Annotated in this window: 19 protein-coding genes and 1 pseudogene; 14 read left to right on the top strand and 6 right to left on the bottom strand. The window is 69.1% G+C overall.

Annotated elements, in window-relative coordinates; translation table 11 throughout:
• Window positions 1-12: 12 nt before the first annotated feature.
• From QM841_RS14335 to QM841_RS14315, 5 genes are all read left to right on the top strand, one after another.
• Window positions 13-1,233: a lipase family protein gene (locus QM841_RS14335; RefSeq protein WP_280783141.1), complete on the top strand. Its 1,221-nt coding sequence runs from the start codon at window positions 13-15 to the stop codon at window positions 1,231-1,233.
• Window positions 1,234-1,351: 118 nt separating this feature from the next.
• A complete protein-coding gene (locus QM841_RS14330; RefSeq protein WP_283332477.1) occupies window positions 1,352-2,038 on the top strand; it encodes an SDR family NAD(P)-dependent oxidoreductase in 687 nt (228 codons plus the stop codon).
• 60 nt (window positions 2,039-2,098) lie between these two features.
• Window positions 2,099-4,456, top strand: coding sequence for an ATP-binding protein (locus QM841_RS14325; RefSeq protein ID WP_283332476.1), 2,358 nt, complete (start codon window positions 2,099-2,101; stop codon window positions 4,454-4,456).
• Window positions 4,457-4,730: 274 nt separating this feature from the next.
• Window positions 4,731-5,120, top strand: a complete 390-nt coding sequence (locus tag QM841_RS14320) for a Zn-ribbon domain-containing OB-fold protein (RefSeq protein WP_105417507.1) — start codon at window positions 4,731-4,733, stop codon at window positions 5,118-5,120.
• A 5-nt stretch (window positions 5,121-5,125) separates the two neighbouring features.
• Window positions 5,126-5,446 (top strand): hypothetical protein, encoded by a 321-nt coding sequence (locus tag QM841_RS14315; RefSeq protein WP_280783144.1) that lies wholly within the window; start codon window positions 5,126-5,128, stop codon window positions 5,444-5,446.
• A 10-nt stretch (window positions 5,447-5,456) separates the two neighbouring features.
• Here QM841_RS14315 and QM841_RS14310 read toward each other — a convergent pair whose 3' ends face one another.
• From QM841_RS14310 to QM841_RS14300, 3 genes are read right to left on the bottom strand one after another with little or no spacing between them, the layout of a single operon-like run.
• Window positions 5,457-7,553: a xanthine dehydrogenase family protein molybdopterin-binding subunit gene (locus QM841_RS14310; protein WP_283332475.1), complete on the bottom strand. Its 2,097-nt coding sequence runs from the start codon at window positions 7,551-7,553 to the stop codon at window positions 5,457-5,459.
• Complete coding sequence (locus tag QM841_RS14305) at window positions 7,550-8,542, bottom strand: FAD binding domain-containing protein (protein WP_283332474.1); 993 nt, start codon at window positions 8,540-8,542, stop codon at window positions 7,550-7,552. Before QM841_RS14305 ends, QM841_RS14310 begins: the two co-directional genes overlap by 4 nt.
• Window positions 8,539-9,066: a 2Fe-2S iron-sulfur cluster-binding protein gene (locus QM841_RS14300; RefSeq protein ID WP_283332473.1), complete on the bottom strand. Its 528-nt coding sequence runs from the start codon at window positions 9,064-9,066 to the stop codon at window positions 8,539-8,541. The genes QM841_RS14305 and QM841_RS14300 overlap by 4 nt, the downstream gene beginning before the upstream one ends.
• 76 nt (window positions 9,067-9,142) lie before the next feature.
• Between QM841_RS14300 and QM841_RS14295 the strand changes: the two genes are divergently transcribed.
• From QM841_RS14295 to QM841_RS14275, 5 genes and pseudogenes are all read left to right on the top strand, one after another.
• Entirely contained in the window at window positions 9,143-10,060 is a 918-nt protein-coding gene (locus QM841_RS14295; protein WP_283332472.1) for an amidohydrolase family protein, read from the top strand.
• A gap of 56 nt (window positions 10,061-10,116) precedes the next feature.
• Window positions 10,117-10,782 carry a glycosyltransferase family 2 protein gene (locus QM841_RS14290; RefSeq protein ID WP_283332471.1) on the top strand — a complete coding sequence of 222 codons (666 nt, stop codon included), beginning with the start codon at window positions 10,117-10,119 and terminating at the stop codon, window positions 10,780-10,782.
• Window positions 10,779-11,730: pseudogene (locus tag QM841_RS14285) on the top strand (acyl-CoA dehydrogenase family protein). The gene QM841_RS14290 and the pseudogene QM841_RS14285 overlap by 4 nt, the downstream one beginning before the upstream one ends.
• Window positions 11,731-11,732: 2 nt before the next feature.
• Entirely contained in the window at window positions 11,733-12,506 is a 774-nt protein-coding gene (locus tag QM841_RS14280) for a PIG-L deacetylase family protein (RefSeq protein WP_283332470.1), read from the top strand.
• Window positions 12,491-13,117: a class I SAM-dependent DNA methyltransferase gene (locus QM841_RS14275; RefSeq protein WP_283332469.1), complete on the top strand. Its 627-nt coding sequence runs from the start codon at window positions 12,491-12,493 to the stop codon at window positions 13,115-13,117. The genes QM841_RS14280 and QM841_RS14275 overlap by 16 nt, the downstream gene beginning before the upstream one ends.
• Before the next feature lie 13 nt (window positions 13,118-13,130).
• Here QM841_RS14275 and phoU read toward each other — a convergent pair whose 3' ends face one another.
• On the bottom strand, window positions 13,131-13,778 hold the full coding sequence (phoU, locus tag QM841_RS14270; protein ID WP_283332468.1) for a phosphate signaling complex protein PhoU: 648 nt from the start codon (window positions 13,776-13,778) through the stop codon (window positions 13,131-13,133).
• Window positions 13,779-13,817: 39 nt separating this feature from the next.
• A complete protein-coding gene (locus QM841_RS14265; RefSeq protein ID WP_280783154.1) occupies window positions 13,818-14,087 on the bottom strand; it encodes a DUF4235 domain-containing protein in 270 nt (89 codons plus the stop codon).
• A gap of 132 nt (window positions 14,088-14,219) precedes the next feature.
• Here QM841_RS14265 and QM841_RS14260 point away from each other — a divergent pair, with 132 nt between their 5' ends.
• Window positions 14,220-15,542: an NAD(P)/FAD-dependent oxidoreductase gene (locus QM841_RS14260; protein WP_283332467.1), complete on the top strand. Its 1,323-nt coding sequence runs from the start codon at window positions 14,220-14,222 to the stop codon at window positions 15,540-15,542.
• Window positions 15,543-15,580: 38 nt separating this feature from the next.
• Window positions 15,581-15,808: a hypothetical protein gene (locus QM841_RS14255; protein WP_280783156.1), complete on the top strand. Its 228-nt coding sequence runs from the start codon at window positions 15,581-15,583 to the stop codon at window positions 15,806-15,808.
• Here the strand turns inward: QM841_RS14255 and QM841_RS14250 are convergent.
• Entirely contained in the window at window positions 15,805-16,494 is a 690-nt protein-coding gene (locus QM841_RS14250; RefSeq protein WP_283332466.1) for an HAD family hydrolase, read from the bottom strand. The genes QM841_RS14255 and QM841_RS14250 overlap by 4 nt on opposite strands.
• A gap of 78 nt (window positions 16,495-16,572) precedes the next feature.
• Here QM841_RS14250 and QM841_RS14245 point away from each other — a divergent pair, with 78 nt between their 5' ends.
• Together QM841_RS14245 and QM841_RS14240 are read left to right on the top strand one after the other, a co-directional pair.
• Window positions 16,573-17,016: an SRPBCC family protein gene (locus QM841_RS14245; protein WP_317567508.1), complete on the top strand. Its 444-nt coding sequence runs from the start codon at window positions 16,573-16,575 to the stop codon at window positions 17,014-17,016.
• Window positions 17,017-17,020: 4 nt separating this feature from the next.
• On the top strand, window positions 17,021-18,643 hold the full coding sequence (locus QM841_RS14240; RefSeq protein WP_283332465.1) for a phytoene desaturase family protein: 1,623 nt from the start codon (window positions 17,021-17,023) through the stop codon (window positions 18,641-18,643).
• The last annotated feature ends 10 nt before the right edge of the window (window positions 18,644-18,653 follow it).

Below are 18,653 nucleotides of genomic sequence, written 5' to 3'. Positions count from 1 at the left end.
CTAGGAGGCGGCATGAAGCGCTCACGTATCTCGAGCCTCACCGCGGGTGCACTGTGTGCCGCATTCGTCGCCTGCGCCACCGTCGCGAACGTCGGAGTCGCGGCTGCTGTGCCGATCTATCCCGCATCCGACCCCGATCCCTTCTACCTGCAGCCGCAGGGTCTGGCGGATACGGCGGTCGGCGAGCCGCTCGTGGTCCGGCCGATGCCGCCGTTGCTCGCCTTCCCCGACACCGACGTCTGGCAGGTGAAGTACCGCACCACCAACTCGGAGGACCACCCGATCTCGTCGGTCACCACCGTGCTGGTTCCCCGCACCCGGGCGGTGAACGGGCCGCTGCTGTCGTATCAGCACATCATCAACGCGCTCGGACCGCGGTGCGCGCCGTCGCGGACCCTGTATTCGAACGATCCCGACCTCCAGATCAAGGAGGCGCCGGCACTGAACCTCGCACTGCAACGCGGCTGGACGGTCGCGCTTCCCGACCACCTCGGCCCGAACAGTGCGTACGGTGCCGCACGACTCGGCGGAACCATTACCCTGGACGGCATCCGCGCGGTTCAGCGGGTGCCCGAACTCGCCGTGGCGGAGAGCCCGGTCGCGCTGGCCGGGTACTCCGGTGGCGGCATGGCGTCGGCGTGGGCTGCGGCGCTCGCCCCCACGTACGCGCCGGAACTGAACATCGTCGGTGTCGCCGAGGGCGGTGTGCCCATGAACATCGGCAAGATGGCCAACGGCCTCGGCATGCAACCGCATCCGGCGTTCGGCCTCGCGATGGCGGCGGCACTCGGACTCGAGCGTGAGTACCCGGACCGCCTTCCGATCAGCGAGCAACTCAACGATCGCGGCCTGGCGATGCGCGACGAGATGGTCAACGCGTGCACCAACGGCATCCTCGCGGCAGGCGCAGGGCGCAGCGCGACGGAGGTCGCCAGGACCACCGACCTCATGAGCAGCCCGCAGGCCTGGGAGGTGCTGAACGAGAACAGTGTCGAGCTGTATCCGGGGGTTCCGACCGCGCCGATCTTCGAATGGCACAGCCCGACAGACGTACTCATTCCGGTCGATTCGATCGAGGCGACCGTCGCGCGATACTGCGCCGCCGGCGTCACGGTGCAGTCCGATCTGTTCCCGAGTCCCGACCACCTGACCACCGCCGTGCTGGGCCTTCCGACCGCCCTGGACTACCTCGATGCCCGGTTCCGCGGCGATCCGGCGCCGTCCAACTGCTGACGGTGGGCGTCGATCCGCGACGGGTCGCGTGTGCGGCTCGTCGTCGGATTATGTTCTGCCCGTACGCAGTCCGAAAGTTGAGCGTTTGAGCAGATCTGCCAGGGGGTATTCCGAATCCATGCACCCCAGCACACGCACCGCAGTCGTGACGGGATCGGACTCGCCGATGGGCCGAGCGGTCGCACTGGCGCTCGCGGACGACGGGTTCCACATCGGCCTCGCCTACGCCGCGGACCGGGACAGCGCCGAAGCCACCGCCGCCGACGTACGGTCCAGATCGGTGAATGCGGCCGTGCAGCGCATGGACCTGGCGGACCTGCCCGACTCCGCGGCCGCCGTCGACGAGTTCGCCCGTGAGCTGGGCGGAATCGGCGTTCTCGTCAGCTGCCCCGGCAGTACGGCCGTCGAGTGCATGCAGCGCGCCGTCCGTTACATGATTGCAAGTGGCGGGGGCGGCCGGATCGTCAACATCGTCCCGTCGTCGTCCGGTCTCGGCGGACTCACCGGTCTGCTTGCCGCCGAATTGGCGCGATACTCGATCACGGTCAATTCGGTCGTGGTGCCCGCGGTCGAACCGGACTTCGCGTCGCCCGGCCCCGACGACCGGGAAGTCGCCGCCGTCGCGTCGTACCTGACCGCGCCGGCCGCAATGTTCGTCACCGGGGCCGCCTACGTGGTCGACGGCACCCGGATCGCCATGATCCCGCACAGCCTGACCGAGGCCGGCACGCGGCGGCCTGCCCGCCGCGCCAACCGCGTCCGGTCCTACACCGGCCGCTGGGCGCCCACCCGCTGGACGCGGTGACCCGAAACTCGCGGACCCGCAGCCGAAAGCGTCGTTGCCGCCGCGCACCGGGAGTACCGTGTGCGCAGGGGGCTGCGAGTCGAGAGTGACGGTGTGATGCCGGCGGCAGTGAAGGGCACAGTGGGAAATCTGCCCCACGAACTGACGAGTTTCGTCGGCCGTCGACGTGAGGTGACCGAGGCGCGACGTCTGCTGTCCGTGTCACGACTGGTGACGCTCGCCGGGATCGGCGGGGTCGGGAAAACCCGGCTGGCGTTGCGGGTGGCTGCCGATGCGAGTCGCGCATTCGAGGACGGCGTGTGGCTGGTCGAACTGGGAGAGCTGGACGACGACACGACACTCGTCGACGCCGTGTCGACGGCACTGCGACTGCGCGAGCAGCGCTCCGGGAACCCGGAGGTGCTGCTGACCGAGTACCTCGCCACCCGGCAACTGCTGCTGGTGCTCGACAACTGCGAGCACGTAGTCGCCGCGGCCGCCGCGTTGTCGGAGACGTTGTTGCGGAGCTGCCCGGAGTTGCGGATCCTCGCGACCAGCCGCGAACCGCTGGCCATCGGCGGCGAGGCGGTACTGCGGGTGCCGCCGTTGACGGTGCCCGAACCCGAACGCTCGTCACTGCAGGGCCTGCCGCAGTACGAGGCGGTGACGTTGTTCGTCGAGCGGGCGGCCACGGCGGTGCCGGAGTTCGAACTCACCGAGGACAACCATGTGGCGGTGGCCCGGATCTGCCGCCAGCTGGACGGGTTGCCGTTGGCGATCGAGCTGGCGGCGGTGCGGCTGCGGGTGATGTCGGCGGAACAGATCCTGCAGCGACTGACCGACCGCTACCGGTTGCTGACGGTCGGCTCGCGGGGCGCGCCGAGCCGGCAGCAGACCCTGCGGCTGTGCGTCGACTGGAGCCACGAGCTGTGCACCGAGGAGGAACGCGAGCTGTGGGCGAGACTGTCGGTGTTCGCCGGCGGCTTCGAACTGGACGCCGTGGAGGGAATCTGCGCCGGGGACCTGCCGGTGGAGAACGTCCTCGACGTGGTGGCGTCGTTGATAGACAAGTCGATCCTGATCCGCGAGGAGTCGGGGCCGGCGGTGCGATACCACCTGCTCGAGACGGTGCGCGACTACGGCCGCGAGAAGTTGCAGGAGACCGGGGAGTACGTGTCGCTGCGGCGGCGGCACCGCGACTGGTACGAGCAGTTGGTGGTGCAGTGCGAGGCCGAGTGGATCGGTCCCCGGCAGGTGATGTGGATCGGCCGGCTCGACGCGGAGACGCTGAACGTGCGGGCGGCTCTCCATTTCTGCCTGACCGAGCCGGGGGAGGCCGAGACGGGGCTGCGGATCGCCGCCGCACTGTACCCGTACTGGCGCGCCCGCGGACTGCTCCGTGAGGGTCGCCGCTGGCTCGGACAGCTGCTGGGACGGCACCCGGGTGGCGCGAGCCGGGAACGGATCGAGGCGCTGTACGTCGACAGTGTGCTCGCGGGCATGCACGGCGACCGCGAGGCCGCGAAAGCGCTGGTCGACGAGGGGGTCGTCCTCGCCGAGCGGAACGGTGACATGCTGATGCGTGCCCTGGTGGTCCACGCCGCCGGGTGCTGCGCCATGTTCGCCGGGGACCTCCCCCGCGCACGGGCCTGCTTCGAGGAGGCACTCGCCGAGTTCCGCGACAAGGGCAACCTGCTCCAACTGACGTGGGGACTGCTCGGGGTGGCACTGGTCAGCGGCATGCAGGGTGACGGGGCGGTGGCGAAGATGTGCGGATCCGAGATCTTCGCGCTCACCGAGGCGCACGGCGAGTCCGTGTACCGGGGCTGGTCGCTGTGGGCGGCGGGAATGGCGGCGTGGCAGCGCGGACACCTTGCCCTCGCCGACGACTACGTGAAGCAGGGGCTGCGGCTGTCCCACCTGGTCGACGACCGGATCAGCGCGTGCGGGGCACTCGAGGTGCTCGCCTGGGTCGCCGTCGGCTCCGGCCGGGCCCAGCAGGCCGCCGAACTGATGGGCGCCGCGGAGGCCGTCGCGCAGACCGTGGGCAACCCGAGCACCGTCTACCCGAACCTGCTCGTCCACCACGCCGAATGCGAGCAGCAGGCACGCGCCGTGATCGGGGACCGCGCATTCGACGCCGCCTTCGACCACGGCATGCACACGTCGTTCGACGATGCGGTCGCCTATGCGCTCGACGAGCAGCGACCGGAGGCGGTGTCGGCGTCGAACGGGGCGACGCACCTGACCCGACGAGAATGGCAGGTCGCGGAACTGGTCGCCGACGGGCTCACCAACAAGGCGATCGCCGCCCGGTTGGTGATCTCCCAGCGCACGGCGCAGGGGCATGTCGAGCACATTCTCGCGAAACTGGGTTTTAACTCGCGCACCCAGATCGCGGCGTGGATCGTCGAACACGCACAGGACCCGCACCCCTGACCGGGCACCCACACGGGACGAAATAGGTATGTCCCCGGGTCGTTCAGCCGCTGTACTTCGCCGCCGCGGACGGGATGCTCGTACGCGTCCCCCAATCCGGCTCGAGACCGAGGCCCCCGATGTCCACTGATCCCCGAACGCACCGAAAGCCCGACCCCCAACTTCCACGGCCCCCGATCCTCCGTCGGGCGCACACCGACCGGTGTCTTGTGTGGATCGGGGGAAGCCGAATGGCAGACGAGGTGGTGGGGCAGGAATTCACGGGGGTGACGGCGTGACCACGGACGGCATGACCCGCTGGCAGGGTCTTGCCCAGAAATGCGAACTGATGATCCAGCGCTGCCTCAACTGCACGACCCTGCTCGCGCCGTTGATGGCCACCTGCTCCGCGTGTCAGGGTTCGAACCTCGAGCGGGTCCCGTCGTGCGGCGTCGGATCGATCGTGTCCTCGAAGGTGGTCCACCGCGAGGTGAACGAGACCAACCGTGGCCTCGTCCCGTGCACGATCGCGATCGTCGAACTCGACGAGGGACCATGGGTGTACACCTGGATCGACGGCGACGTCCCGGCACCGTCCGACTGTCCGGTTCGCGTCGAGTTCCGTCCCGCGTCGACGGCGGAACAGTTGCCGGTGTTCGCGGTCCGCTCCGCCGGTCAGCGGTGAGCGGCATGACGACACAGATCACAGAGGAACCGGAGGAAGCGTTCGGCACCGATTGGCTGCGCCTGGCGCTTCGCCGATGCGATCTGCTCGCGCAGATGCACTCGGTGAGCTCGGATGCCCGGTGGATGATCAGCTTCGCGATCCAGTGGGCACCGTTCGGTGGTGCCAGCGCGGCGGAACTGCTGGAGCGATTCGGTGTCAGCCGCCGACGCTTCATGGAACTCGTGCTCGAGGGACTCGCACCGAAGTCCACCGATGTCCAGAAGATCCGTGCGATGAAAAGTCACCTGCGCACCTCCCTCGCGCAGGCGTGGGGCGTGCAGTAGCACCGGTCGATCACCCGGGCAGCAGGTCGTCCAGGTGGATCGGCACCTTCCGAACCCGCACCCCGGTGGCGTGACGAACAGCGTTCGCCACCGCGGCCGCTGCCCCGACGATGCCGATCTCACCGGCGCCCTTCGATCCCATCGGATTGGCGTGCTCGTCGACGTCGTCGAGGCACACCGCGTCGAGGTACCTGATGTCGGCGTGCGTGCTGACGTGATAGGAGGCAAGGTCCTGGGTCACGACGTGACCGAACCGGGGGTCGTTCACACTGCTCTCGTGCAGCGCCATCGAGATCCCCATCGTCATCCCGCCGAGGAGTTGCGACCGAACCGTGCGGCTGTTGATCACCCGGCCGATCGCGAACACCCCGAGCATGCGTTCGACGCGGATCTCGCAGGTGTCCCGGTGGACGTGCGCCTCCACGAAGTGGGCACCGAACGAGTGGAGCGCGAACTTGTCGGCGTCGGGGTTGTCGGGCGTCCCCGCACTCGTCGCCGCGCCCGGGGCGGGGGACGTGCCGTGCTGGTCCCGGAACGCCCGGGCCGCCGCGACGATCGCACTGCCCCAGGAACTGGTACCCGTGGAGCCGCCTGCGACGGTCGCCGACGGAAGATTCGTGTCGCCGATCTGCAGGACGATCGCGTCGAGGGGACAGCCCAGCGCGTCGGCGGCGATCTGCGTGAGCGCGGTCCATGCGCCGGTGCCGATGTCGACCGACCCGATCTGCACGGTGTACGTGCCGTCGGATTCGTACACGATCCGGGCAACCGATCCCGGTGACGTGTTGGCGGGATACGTTGCGGACGCGACGCCCATCCCCACCTGCCACTCGGAGTCCGACCGGGCCCGCGCCGTCGCGTCGCGGTCCGCCCACCCGAAACGCCGGGCGCCCTCCCGCAGGCAGTCGGTGAGGCGCCGACCCGACCAGGGGTGGCCCGTACTCGGGTCGACGTCGGGTTCGTTGCGGATCCGCAGTTCGATCGGGTCGAGTCCGCAGGCCTCGGCCAGTTCGTCCATCGCCACCTCGGCCGCGAACATGCCCGGGGTCTCGCCGGGCGCACGCATCCAGGAGGGGGCGGGCACGTCGAGGGACGCGAGACGGTGGGTGGTGTACCGGGTGCCCGCGGAGTACATCAGCCGCGACGGGACTGCCGCCTGTTCGGCGAATTCCTTGATCTTCGCGGACTGCACGATCGCCTCGTGGGAGAGCGCGGTCAGCCGTCCGTCCGCATCCGCCCCGAGCCGGATGTGCTGCACCGTCGGGGTGCGATACGCGGAGAGGGCGAACATCTGCTGCCGGGTGAGCGCGAACTTCACCGGCCGGCCGTCCACCCGCTGCGCCGCCAGCACCACGAGTACGTCGTGCGCGTGCGGCAGTCCCTTGGAGCCGAAGCCGCCGCCGACGTACGGGGCGATCACCCGCATCTGCTCGACTTCGAGTCCGAACAGCGGTGCCAGCGTCTGCCGCACGGAGTGGACGCCCTGCGTCGAATCGTGCAGCGTCAGAACCGGTCCGCTGCCGCCCGGGGTCCATCGGGCGATGGCGGCGTGCGGTTCCATCGGATTGTTGTGTTCCATCGCGGTGGAGTACACCTGATCGACCGTGACCGCGGCGGCGGCGAGTGCCGCGTCGACGTCGCCGTCCTCGGTGTCGGTTGGGAACCCCGCGTTCACGTCTTCGGGGGCGTACAGGTCGTCCCGGCCGGAATGGAAGTCGGTGTCGTGGGATTCCACGTCGTAGTCGACACGCACGAGGCTCGCGCCGTGCCGGGCGACCTCCGGTGTCTCCGCGACCACCGCACCCACGAATTGGCCGCGGAAGTGGACGTCGGGGTCCTGCAGGATCGCGAGTTCCCCGTCCGAGGTGTCTGCGAGGCGAGGCGCATCGAACACCGTCAGGACCGCGAGCACCCCGTCCAGGGCTTCCGCGTCGGCCGTGTGCATCGCCGTGACCCGGCCGCGTCCGATCGTCGACAGGATCGGATGCAGATACGTCGGCTCCTCCACCGGGTACTCGAACGCGTACAACGCCGTGCCGGTCACCTTGTCGTGGGCGTCCAGCCGTTCGGCGGAGGTCCCGATCACCTTCGGATCGACGAGGGTCATCGGCGCGCCTCCTCGGCGAGTGAACGAAGTACCGACGCGAGCACCCGGCGGGTCAGCGCGACCTTGAATTCGTTTCCCGGAAGCGGTTGTGCCGCGGCGAGTTCCGCTGCGGCGGCCTCGGCGTACGTGGCCTCCGTGGGCGGCGACCCGACGAGGACCTCCTCGGCGAGCGTGGCACGCCAGGGTCGGTGCGCGACCCCGCCGAGCGCGACCCGCGCCGACGTGATCGACGTGTCCCCGATCGTCAGCTCGGCGGCCACCGACACCACCGCGAACGCGAACGAGGCACGGTCACGCACCTTCCGGTACGCGGACCGGTTCTCGGCAGGCGGCGGGGGCAGCTCCACGGCCGTCACGAGATCACCGTGCGCGAGGACGGTGTCGCGGTCGGGCCGGTCCCCGGGAAGCCGGTAGAACTCGCTCAGCGGGATTCGCCGGTCACCGTCGGCACTGCGCACCACCACGACACCGTCGAGCGCCGTCATCGCGACGGCCATGTCGGACGGGTGCACCGCGACGCAGTGCTCCGACGCGCCGAGAATGGCGTGGTAGCGGACGTAACCGCCGATCGCGGAACACCCGGTGCCGGGCTCCCGCTTGTTGCAGGGCGTGGTGACGTCCTGGAAGTACACGCAGCGAGTCCGCTGAAGCAGATTTCCCGCCGTGGTCGCGACGTTGCGCAGCTGGCCCGACGCACCGGAGAGGAGCGCGCGCGACAGCATCGGGTACCGGGCGCGGACGACGTCGTGCGCGGCGAGATCGCTGTTGCGGACGGCCGCCCCGATACGGAGCCCGCCGTCCGGGAGTTCGGCGACGTCGTCGAGGGGAAGACGGCTCACATCGACGAGGAGATGCGGTTGCGCCACCCCGAGCTTCATGTGGTCGACGAGGTTGGTGCCGCCGGCGAGGAACGACGCCCGCGGGTCACCCGTGACCGTGGCGACGGCACTGTCGACGTCGGTGGCCCGCTCGTAATCGAAGGGAATCACGCCTCTGCCGCCTGCCTGATCGCCGCGAGGATGTTCGGGTACGCGCCGCACCGGCAGAGGTTTCCGTTCATCCGCTCCCGTATCTCGTCGTCGGTGAGTTCGGGCGGGGCGGTCAGGTTCTCGGTGACGGCGCTCGGGTGCAGGGCCAGGAACTCGTCGAACATCCCGATCGCCGAACAGATCTGACCGGGCGTGCAGTAACCGCACTGCAGTCCGTCCTGCTCGACGAACGCCTGCTGAACGGAATGCAGCACCTCTCCGTCGGCCAGTCCGTGCGCGGTGACGACGCGGTCCCCGTCGTGGGCGATCGCGAACGTGAGGCAGGGCGTGACCCGTCTGCCGTCGAGGAGGACGGTGCACGAGCCGCACTGGCCGTGGTCGCAGCCCTTCTTGGGCGCGGTCACCCCGAGGTGATCGCGAAGCGCGTCGAGCAGCGTCGTGCGGGTGTCGACTTCGAGTGTCCGTTCCTCACCGTCCACGGTGAGGGTGATCTTCCGGTAGCGGGGGCTGTCCGCGACATTCATGGCGGGAGGTTACCCGCGGTGGCAGATCCCGAATCAGAGTCGGCTCCCGCGGGGAATTGCTGGTATATCGGACCACATGGCCTCTGCTCAGTGGATCGACACGCACGTGCATCTGGTGGACTTCCTGCAACATCCCGCCGCCGTGCACGAATTACGCGACACCCTGGTCGACGCCGGTGCGCAGCGCGCCGTGGTGTTCGGTCTCCCGCTGAAGAAGAAGTGGTCGACGGCCGAGCCGGTGCGGCCGGACTACTACCTCGACGACAATGCGCCGTGTCATTACCACTCGCTGACCGACGCCATCGTCCTCGACCTGCTACCCGAACTCGAATCCGACGGCCGGTTGACGGTGGCGCCGCTCGTCTGTGGTTTCGATCCCACCGACCGCCTCGCGGTCGAGCATGTCGAATTCGTGTGGAATCGCACCGATCGCTGGGCCGGTGTCGGTGAGGTCATGTTCCGTCACGACGACCTCACGAATCTCACGCTCGGCGAGGTGCCCTCTCCCGACCACGTGGCGATGGACGAGGTTCTCGCGTTCTGCGCCGAGAAGGAGGTGCCGATCTCGCTCCATCACGACTCCGCCTCGACCGGAATGCCGGGCAGGCACGAATACATCGGCGCACTCGAGCGAGCCCTCGAACGGCATCGGTCGACCTCCGTCGTCTGGTGCCACGCGGGCGTGTCGCGCCGCGTCGACCCCAGCGGTCAGTTGGGCCTGGTCCGCGAACTACTGGGTCGGCACCCGAACTTGACCGTCGAACTGTCGTGGGTGCTGCTGGATCGAATCGTCGACAGCTCCGACGTCGCCGCCGACTGGGTGGAGGTGATCACCCGGCATCGCGACCGATTCGTCGTCGGCACGGACACCGTGGGCAGGGCGGAGACGGTGAAGACCCGGGGACGTCAAATCCGTACGTTGCTGGGTGCGCTACCCGTCCCGGTCGCGCACCAGGTTGCCGTCGTCAACGCCGAACGATTGTGGTTCCCCTGACGACGGACTGGGTACTTGCTGAACCCGGAAACAGTGAGTGATCAGGAAGGGACGTCATGCGCGTCGAGCACATCACGGTGGTCGTGCCCGCCCACGACGAGGAAGCGTTGCTGCCGCGCTGCCTGGAGGGCCTGCATACCGCCGCGCAGGCGGTGTCCGTGCCGGTCACGACGGTGGTGGTGCTCGACGGGTGCACCGACGGCAGTGAAGCCGTCGTCCGCAGGGCGGGTGTCGACGTCGTGGTCCTGGGTGCGCGGAACGTCGGAGCGGCCCGGCGTGCGGGTTTCGACTCGGTCGCCCCGCGCCCGCACGAGTGGTTCGCCACGACGGACGCCGACTCGCGCGTCCCCGCGCACTGGCTGTCGTCCCACCTGCAACACGCGAGTCGTGGGGCGCAGTTGGTGGCGGGCACGGTGGCGGTCACCGACTGGTCGGGGTGGCCCGACCACGTCCGGTCGCGGTACGGCAGCGCCTACCGGTCCGGCGCCGCCCACGGGCACGTGCACGGCGCATCCCTCGGATTCTCCGCGGACCTGTATCGGGCGGCGGGAGGGTTTGCCGCACTGCCCGCGCACGAGGACGTGGATCTGGTGCAGCGGATGGTCGAGCGGGGAGCGAACGTGGTGTGGAGTATCGATGCCCCGGTGGAGACATCTGCGCGAGTCGACGCCCGCGCGCCGCAGGGTTTCGCCACGTACCTCGAAGGACTGCAGGACCGATGAGCGCCGACGTCACCCACGACAGCAGCCCCACCGACGCCGCAGTGCGGGCGATCATCGGTGCGGGGGACGCGGAACTGCCGCTGCCCGGCGGAGGCTCGACCGCAGCCCGGTGGGCACGGCTGACGCAATGGTGCCGCCACGACCTCTCGGTCGGCCGGCTCCTCGAGGCACACGCCGACGCGGACGCGATCCTCGCCGAAGTCGACGGCACCCGCGCCGGCCGGAACGAATTCTGGGGCGTGTGGGCCAGCGAGCCACCACACCCCGTCCTACACGCGTCCGGCGACGTCACCGGGTGGCGCCTGCGGGGGACCAAGGCATGGTGCTCCGGGGCGTCGATGTGCACGCATGCCCTGGTCACGGCACGAGTCGACGGGCAACCCCGCCTGTGGGGAACCGGGGGTCACGGCGGGACGCGGAGGCTGGCGGAATCCGGGCATGGCGGCGACCGACACCGAGTCGGTGACGTTCGACGGTGTTCCCGCGCGACCGGTGGGCGCGCCCGACGAGTACCTGGATCGTCCCGGGTTCTGGCACGGCGGCATCGGGGTGGCGGCGTGCTGGTTCGGGGGCGCACTCGCCGTCGCGGAACCGCTGCGGGTGCGGGCCCGCAGTGGCCGCGCGGACAGTCACCAGCTCGCGCACCTCGGCGCGATCGACGTCGCCGTCAGCGCGGCACGATGGGCACTCGAATCGGCGGCCGGGGAGGTGGACGCGAGCCCCCTCGACCGGAAATCCGCCCAGATGCGCGCGTTCCGGGTGCGGGCGCTGATCGAACGGACCGCGAGCGAGGTGATCGACCGCGTCGGCCGAGCGCTGGGCGCCGCGCCGCTCGCGACCGACGCCGACCATGCCCGCAACGTCGCGGACCTCCTCGTCTACATCCGGCAATCCCACGCCGAACGCGATCTCGCGACACTCGGCGCACTCGTCGCGGGGGAGGACTGACAGTGGACAACGGCACCAGGTTCCGGGAGATCCCCGTGGCCGCGCGCGGCACACCGGAGGACGAATGGCAGCCGTGGCTGGAGTCCACCCGCTTCCTGCCGGTACCACTCGCGGAATGCGACCGGTTGGTCGTCGTCGCACCACATCCCGACGACGAGGTACTCGGCGTGGGCGCGCTGATGGCCGCCGCCGCGGCCGCCGGCATACCCGTCGTGGTGGTGGCGGTGACGGACGGTGCGGCGTCCCACCCGGACTCGCCGACGCTGTCGCCCAACGCCCTGGCCGCCGCCCGGATCGCCGAATCGAACCAGGCGACAGCACTGTTGGGTGTCGGGGAACCACTGCGACTCGGAATACCGGACGGCGGGGTGAGCGCACACGAGCACGCACTCACCACCGGCCTCGTGGACGTGCTCACCGCGACCTCCGGTGAAGGGGAGAGGGTGTGGGTGCTCGCGACCTGGCGAGGGGACGGCCACCCCGATCACGAAGCCACTGGGCGAGCTGCGGCAGCAGCTTGTTCGATCACCGGGCACCGACTGATCGAGTATCCGGTCTGGATGTGGCACTGGGCCCGGCCTGCCGATCCGGCGGTGCCCTGGAACCGGATACGCGTCCTGACCCCGGCCGCCGAGATCCTGGCACGCAAACGCCGTGCCGTCGACGAATTCCGGACCCAGATCCTCCCGCTGTCCGAGGACCCGCGGGACGCCGCGATCCTCCCGCCGTGGGTGCTCGCGAGACTGATGCGGACAACGGAATGGGTGCTGTGGTGAGCGCGATGGATCCCGGCTACTTCGAGACGATGTACGCGGACTCGGCGGACCCGTGGGGCTTCGACGAACGGTGGTACGAGCGCCGCAAGTACGCGCTCACTCTCGCGGCCCTGCCCCGTCCGCACTATCGACGGGCGTTCGAACCGGGGTGCTCTATCGGCGTGCTCACGGCGCACCTGGCGCGGCGCTGCGACCGGGTCGTCGCAACGGACGTGGTTCCGCGCGCCCTGGAGAGCGCACGGGACCGTCTGCGGCGCGAAGGAGTGGCCGACCGGGTGGAACTCGGCCTCGCATCGCTGGTCGACCCGTGGCCGCCCGGCGCCTTCGACCTCGTCGTGCTCAGTGAGGTGCTGTACTACCTGACGCCCGCCGACCTCGCCACCACGCTGGGACGTGCCGTCGACGCCCTGGAAGTCGGTGGCACTCTCGTGGCGGTCCACTGGCAGCATCCGGTACCCGAGTACCCGCAGACCGGCCGCGCGGTGCACGAGACGGTCGCCGCGACGGACGGCCTCCACCGTGCCGGGGCGTACCAGGACGCGGACTTCCACCTCGACGTCTACACCCGAGGTCCGGTGCCCTCGGTGGCCGCGGCGGAAGGGTTGAGCTGACCGGGCGCCGCGCTCACTGTTCGGGCAGGCTGCCCGTCTCGAGGAAGATGACGCGCCTGCCGATCTCGACCGTGTGGTCGCAGAACCGCTCGTAGAAGCGGCCGAGCAGGGTGATGTCGACGGCCGACTGGACACCGTGCGGCCAGTCCTCGGCCTGGGTGATCGTGAACAGGCTCCGATGGAGTTCGTCCATCGCCTCGTCCGCCGTCAGCAATCCGCGTGCGCGTTCGGGATCGCGGTGTTGCAGAACCTGCTCCGTCTCCTTCGCCTGCGCGACGGCGACGGCGCTCATCTCGGTGAACACGTCCAGGACCTCGTCAGGAACGACGTGGTCGGGATGCCGTCGGCGGGCGATCTTCGCGATGTGCACCGCGAGTCCGCCCATGCGGTGCAGATCCGCGGAGATGTGGAGGCCGCCGACCATGAACCGGAGGTCGTGCGCGACCGGCGCCTGCAGCGCCAGCAGTGCGAAGGCCCGCTTCTCCCAGTGCGCCGCGGCATCGTCGAGTTCGCCGCTCACATCGATGACGTGCTCGGCGAGCTCGAGGTCTGCCTGCAGCAGTGCGTCGCTCGCCTCCGACATCGCGGTAACGGACAGCCGGCACATGGAGGCGAGATCGCCGGACAGGCTGTCGAGGTTTTCCGCGAAACGAGTACGCATCGGCTCAGCCTAGGGGTGTTCCGTGACAACTGCCTCGATCTACCGGGGGTCGGCGTGGGCGAGCTTCCGGTATCCCTGCGCGCCTGCACGGTCTACCGCCGCCTTGACCAGGCCGAATACGGTGCCCTGCACGGCCGCCGCGATCAGCACCTCGCGGGTGCTGCGTGTGAGATCCTTGGGGTCGGGAGCCTCGGATTCGCCGGCGACGCGCTTCCACACCTGACCGAAGGCCGCACTGGCCGCGATTCCGCCGGCGACACTCGCGGCCAGCGCCAACGGTTTGTACATTGCCTTCGACACAGCACTCATGTTCCCGCCCTTCACATTCGATCACGTCGATCACTCTCGTACGGCGAGTACCCGGAATCGCCGTCCTCACACCGCGATGCCGCGCCGCCGGAGATTGTTTGGTTCGACGCCAGGTTGGGGACAGTGTTCTGTATGACCCACGAATCAGCTGGAGAGCCAACTCGCATCGTCGTGGTGGGAAGCGGCTTCGCCGGATTCGAATGCGCACGCGCTCTCACGCGTCGCCTCCGGGGGACCGATAGCCGCATCACCATGATCTCGGCGCACGACTACATGCTCTACACACCGCTCCTGCCCGAGGTGGCGGGCGGAATCCTGGACGCACGGTTCGTCACCGTCCCGCTGTCCGAGGCGCTGCCGAACGTCGAACTGGTGAAGGGCAACGTCGATTCCGTCGACTTCGAGGCCCGCACCGTGCACGTGACCGACTGCGAGCAGGGCGTCGAGGACGTGGCCTGGGACCGGGTGGTGCTCACCCCCGGGTCGGTGACGCGCCTGTTCGACATTCCCGGTCTCGCCGAGCACGCCAGGGGACTCAAGACGCCGGCCGAGGCGCTGTACTTCCGCGACCAGCTCCTCACCCAGATCGAACTCGCCGAGCGGGACACCGATCCTTCGGTCGCCGACGCCCGCCGGACGGTCGTCGTAGTGGGTGCCTCCTACGCGGGCACGGAACTCACCGCCCAACTGCGCGCCCTCGCCGACGAAGCGGCCGCGCGGCGAAACCTCGACCCCGCGAAGATCCGGTTCCTGCTGCTCGACGCCGCCGACAAGGTGATGCCGGAGGTGGGGGAGAAGCTGGGCGGCAAGGTACTGGATGTGCTGCGCTCCCGCGGCATCGACGTGCGACTGGAAACCACCCTCACGGAACTCGGACCCGAACACGTCACGCTCGACGACGGCACCGTGATCCCCACCCGCACCGTCGCCTGGGTGACGGGAGTGACCGCCAGCCCCCTCATCGACACGCTCGGATTACCCACCGAGAAGGGAAGGTTGACGGTGCGCCCCGACCTCTCGGTGGAGGGGCATCCCGACGTGTTCGCGGGCGGCGACGCCGCAGCTGTTCCCGATCCGAAGAACAGCGGGTCGATCACCCCACCCACCGCCCAGCACGCCGTCCGGCAAGGGCAGGCCCTGGCCAGCAACGTCGCGGCCAGCCTGGGCGTCGGCGACCCGAAACCGTACAGCCACCGCGACATGGGTCTCGTCGTGGATCTCGGCCCGGGGTTCGCCGTCGCGAATCCTCTCGGCATCCAGCTGTCGGGGTTCCTCGCGAAGGTGGTCACGCGCGCCTACCACCTGTACGCCATGCCGAACGCGGCCAATCGCTGGGCGGTCGCTCTCGCCTACCTCACCGATCTGCTCTTCCCCCGCCCACTTGTGTCGATCGGACTGGTCACCGATTCGGAATCGCGGTTCGCGGCCGGGGAGGGCGTAGGAGCGCAGCACTGAAAGCACGCCGCCTGCGAACGCAACGAAAGGAACAGATGATGGCTGAGAGCAAGAAGCAATTCGTCGCACTGCGCCTCGACGAGGTGATCCACGAATGGGAGGCGGACGCGCCTGCCGGTGGTTCCGAATCCGGGGGATCGGAGGGTCCGTTGGTCACAGCGCAGCGCCACCGAGCCGAGATAGACACCGCGACCGACGAGCGTGTCGACGAGATCGCCGACGCGTATCCCGAGATCGCGCAGGCGTGGTCGTCGCGCGGAGCCTAGGACACCAGCAGCTTCGCCAGCGGACTGGACTCGAGGTTGTCCAGAAGGTCCTGTGCGTCCTCGAACACCGCCGCCGCGCCGGCCTCCGTCAACTCGGCGCGGGAAATACCCCCGCTGAGGAGACCGACGAACGAGACACCGGCCCGAGACGCCGCCTTGCCGTCCCACACAGCGTCGCCCACCATCACCGCAGTGTCGGGCGACGAGGACGCTCGGTCCATCGCCGCACGGACCACCCCAGGATCCGGCTTGGCATGATCGACGTCCTCGGACGACGTGGTGTGAGCGATGTACGAGTCGACCGACAAGATCTCCCGCAGCACATCCAGCTCCTCCTCCGGGGCGGAGGTGGCAAGGACGACCTGCACACCGCGCCCGTGCAATTCCCGGATCAGTTCCCGTGCCCCGGACAGCGGCCGCATGCTGTCCCGCGCGCCGAGGTAATACGTCGTGTGGAGATCCTTCGCGCGGTCCCCGAGCTCGTCCGCATCGTCACCGAGAAGCGATTGCAGGAGAAGCGAAGAATCCAGTCCGATCGCACGATGCACCCGCCACGCGTCCACATCGTGCCCGACCTCCCGGAACGCCCGCTGCCACGCTCGGACGTGCAGGTAATTGGAGTCGACCAGGGTGCCGTCGACGTCGAACAGCGCTGCTCGGGTGGTGGACGCGGATTCCTCAGACATAGGCTCGAGCAAACCACAGTTTTCGATGCGATGAACGTGGGTAAGCGCGGAGAGTCCGTCAAGTACTCATTCGAGGGAGTGGTCGTCATCGAGGCACAACACGACACGTCGGCGTCGGCTTCGGACGTGTGGTCCGTTCTCGCCAACGGGTGGCTGTACCCGTCCTGGGTGGTCGGAGCGTCACGCATGCGTGCCGTCTCCGCCGAATGGCCCGCCGTCGGGAGCCGTCTGCACCATTCCGTCGGCGCCTGGCCCGCGTTGATCGACGACTCCACCGAGGTCCTCTTCGCCGAAGAGGACCGTGAACTTCGGCTGCTCGCCCAGGTGACGCCTACGAAAGCTGTCGTGCGACTGCGACTCGAGCCGCGTGGATCCGGCTGCCACCTCCGGATGTCCGAGGCCGCAGCCTCCGTTCCGTTGAAGTGGGTTCCGCAGACGGCGCAAGACCTTGCGGTCCTCCCGCGAAATCTGGAGTGTCTACGCCGGCTCTCGTTCCTCGCCGAGCGAAACACGAAACCCTGACGCCGTGACAGTGCGGACTGTCGACGCTGTCGTCATCGGGGCCGGACCCAACGGTCTCGCCGCAACGGCCACCCTGGCGGAGGCCGGCTGGGACGTCGTCCTCCTCGAACAACAACCCGAGCCGGGTGGCGCCGTCAGGTCGGCCGAACTCTTCCCGGGTTTCCGCACCGACCTGTTCAGTGCGTTCTATCCCCTGGCAGCGGTCTCACCGGCGATCCGGCACCTCGACCTCGAAGGTGTCGGTCTGCGATGGAGCCAGGCGCCCGCCGCGGTCGGGCACCCCAGGCACCCGCACGACGACGACGCCCCGCTGATCCACCGGGATCCGGCAGACACCGCGGCCGACCTCGGGCGCAGGCAACCGGGGGACGGACAGGCGTGGCTCCGCCTCTTCGAGCAGTGGAAGGACGTGAAGGAACCGTTCCTCGACACCCTGTTCAGCCCGTTTCCGCCTGTACGGGGACCACGGCGACTTTTGTCGCAGCTCGGCACCGCGGAAGCTCTCCGGCTCCTGCGTTTCCTCATGCTGCCCGCACGCCGGATGACGCACGAGCTGTTCGACGGAGAATCGGCCCGGGTATTGTTGCTGGGCAACGCAATGCACGCCGACACCCCGGTCGACGCACCGGGGAGCGGAGTCATGGGATTTCTCCTGACCATGCTCGCGCAGGACGACGGGTACGTCGTCCCGGTCGGTGGGGCCGGCGCCCTCTCCGCCGCGATGGCGGAACGAGCGAGACGGAACGGCGCGGAAATTCGGTGCGGCGAGGAGGTGACGTCGATCGAGGCAACCGGGGGAGTGGCGACAGAGGTTCGGACCGCGGGCGGCGACCGCTATCTGGTCAGGCGCGCGGTGCTCGCCGATGTCTCCGCGCCCGCACTCTACGGACGGCTGCTGGATTCCTCCGCTGTCCCTGCGGGCGTCCGTGCAGACCTCGAGAAGTTCGAATGGGATACCCCCGTCGTCAAGGTGAACTACGCTCTGGACCGCAAGATTCCGTGGCGGTCGCGGAGCCTCGAATCCGCCGGAACCGTGCATCTGGGCGCCGACGACAACGGACTGGTCCGGTGGATGGCCGACCTGACCACAGGGGTGATCCCGACCCACCCGTTCCTGCTGTTCGGTCAGATGACGACGTCCGATCCCAGCCGCTCGCCCGAGGGAACCGAAAGCGCCTGGGCCTACACGCATCTGCCGCGGGGAATCACGGACGACGAATCGGCCGAGTTGCTGGGGCACCGAGTGGACGCGATGCTCGAATCGCACGCGCCGGGATTTGCCGAGCGCGTGGTGGGGCGCAATGTGCAGCGTCCAAGTGACCTCGAGGCGAGCAATGCGAACCTGCACGGCGGCGCCGTCAACGGCGGCACCGCCCAGCTGTACCAGCAGCTCGTCTTCCGCCCGACCCCGGGTTCGTCCGGGCCCTACACGTCCATCGACCGGCTGTATCTGGCCAGCTCGGCCACCCATCCGGGCGGCGGTGTCCACGGTATGTGTGGATACAACGCGGCTCGTGCCGCCCTGGCCGATCACGGGCGGTGGGGGTTGGTGCGGAGGAAGGTCCGTGGCCGCATCCTCGACCTCGTGGTCACCCCCGACGGAAAGCGGTCGCCGCACCGCCGCTGAGTGGTAAGAC

It is taken from the genome of Rhodococcus sp. IEGM 1307, assembly GCF_030056915.1.
Classification (GTDB): Bacteria; Actinomycetota; Actinomycetes; order Mycobacteriales; family Mycobacteriaceae; genus Rhodococcus_F; species Rhodococcus_F opacus_D.
The sequence above is the reverse complement of the archived record's forward strand: the minus strand, read 5'-3'. Positions and strand labels throughout refer to the sequence as shown.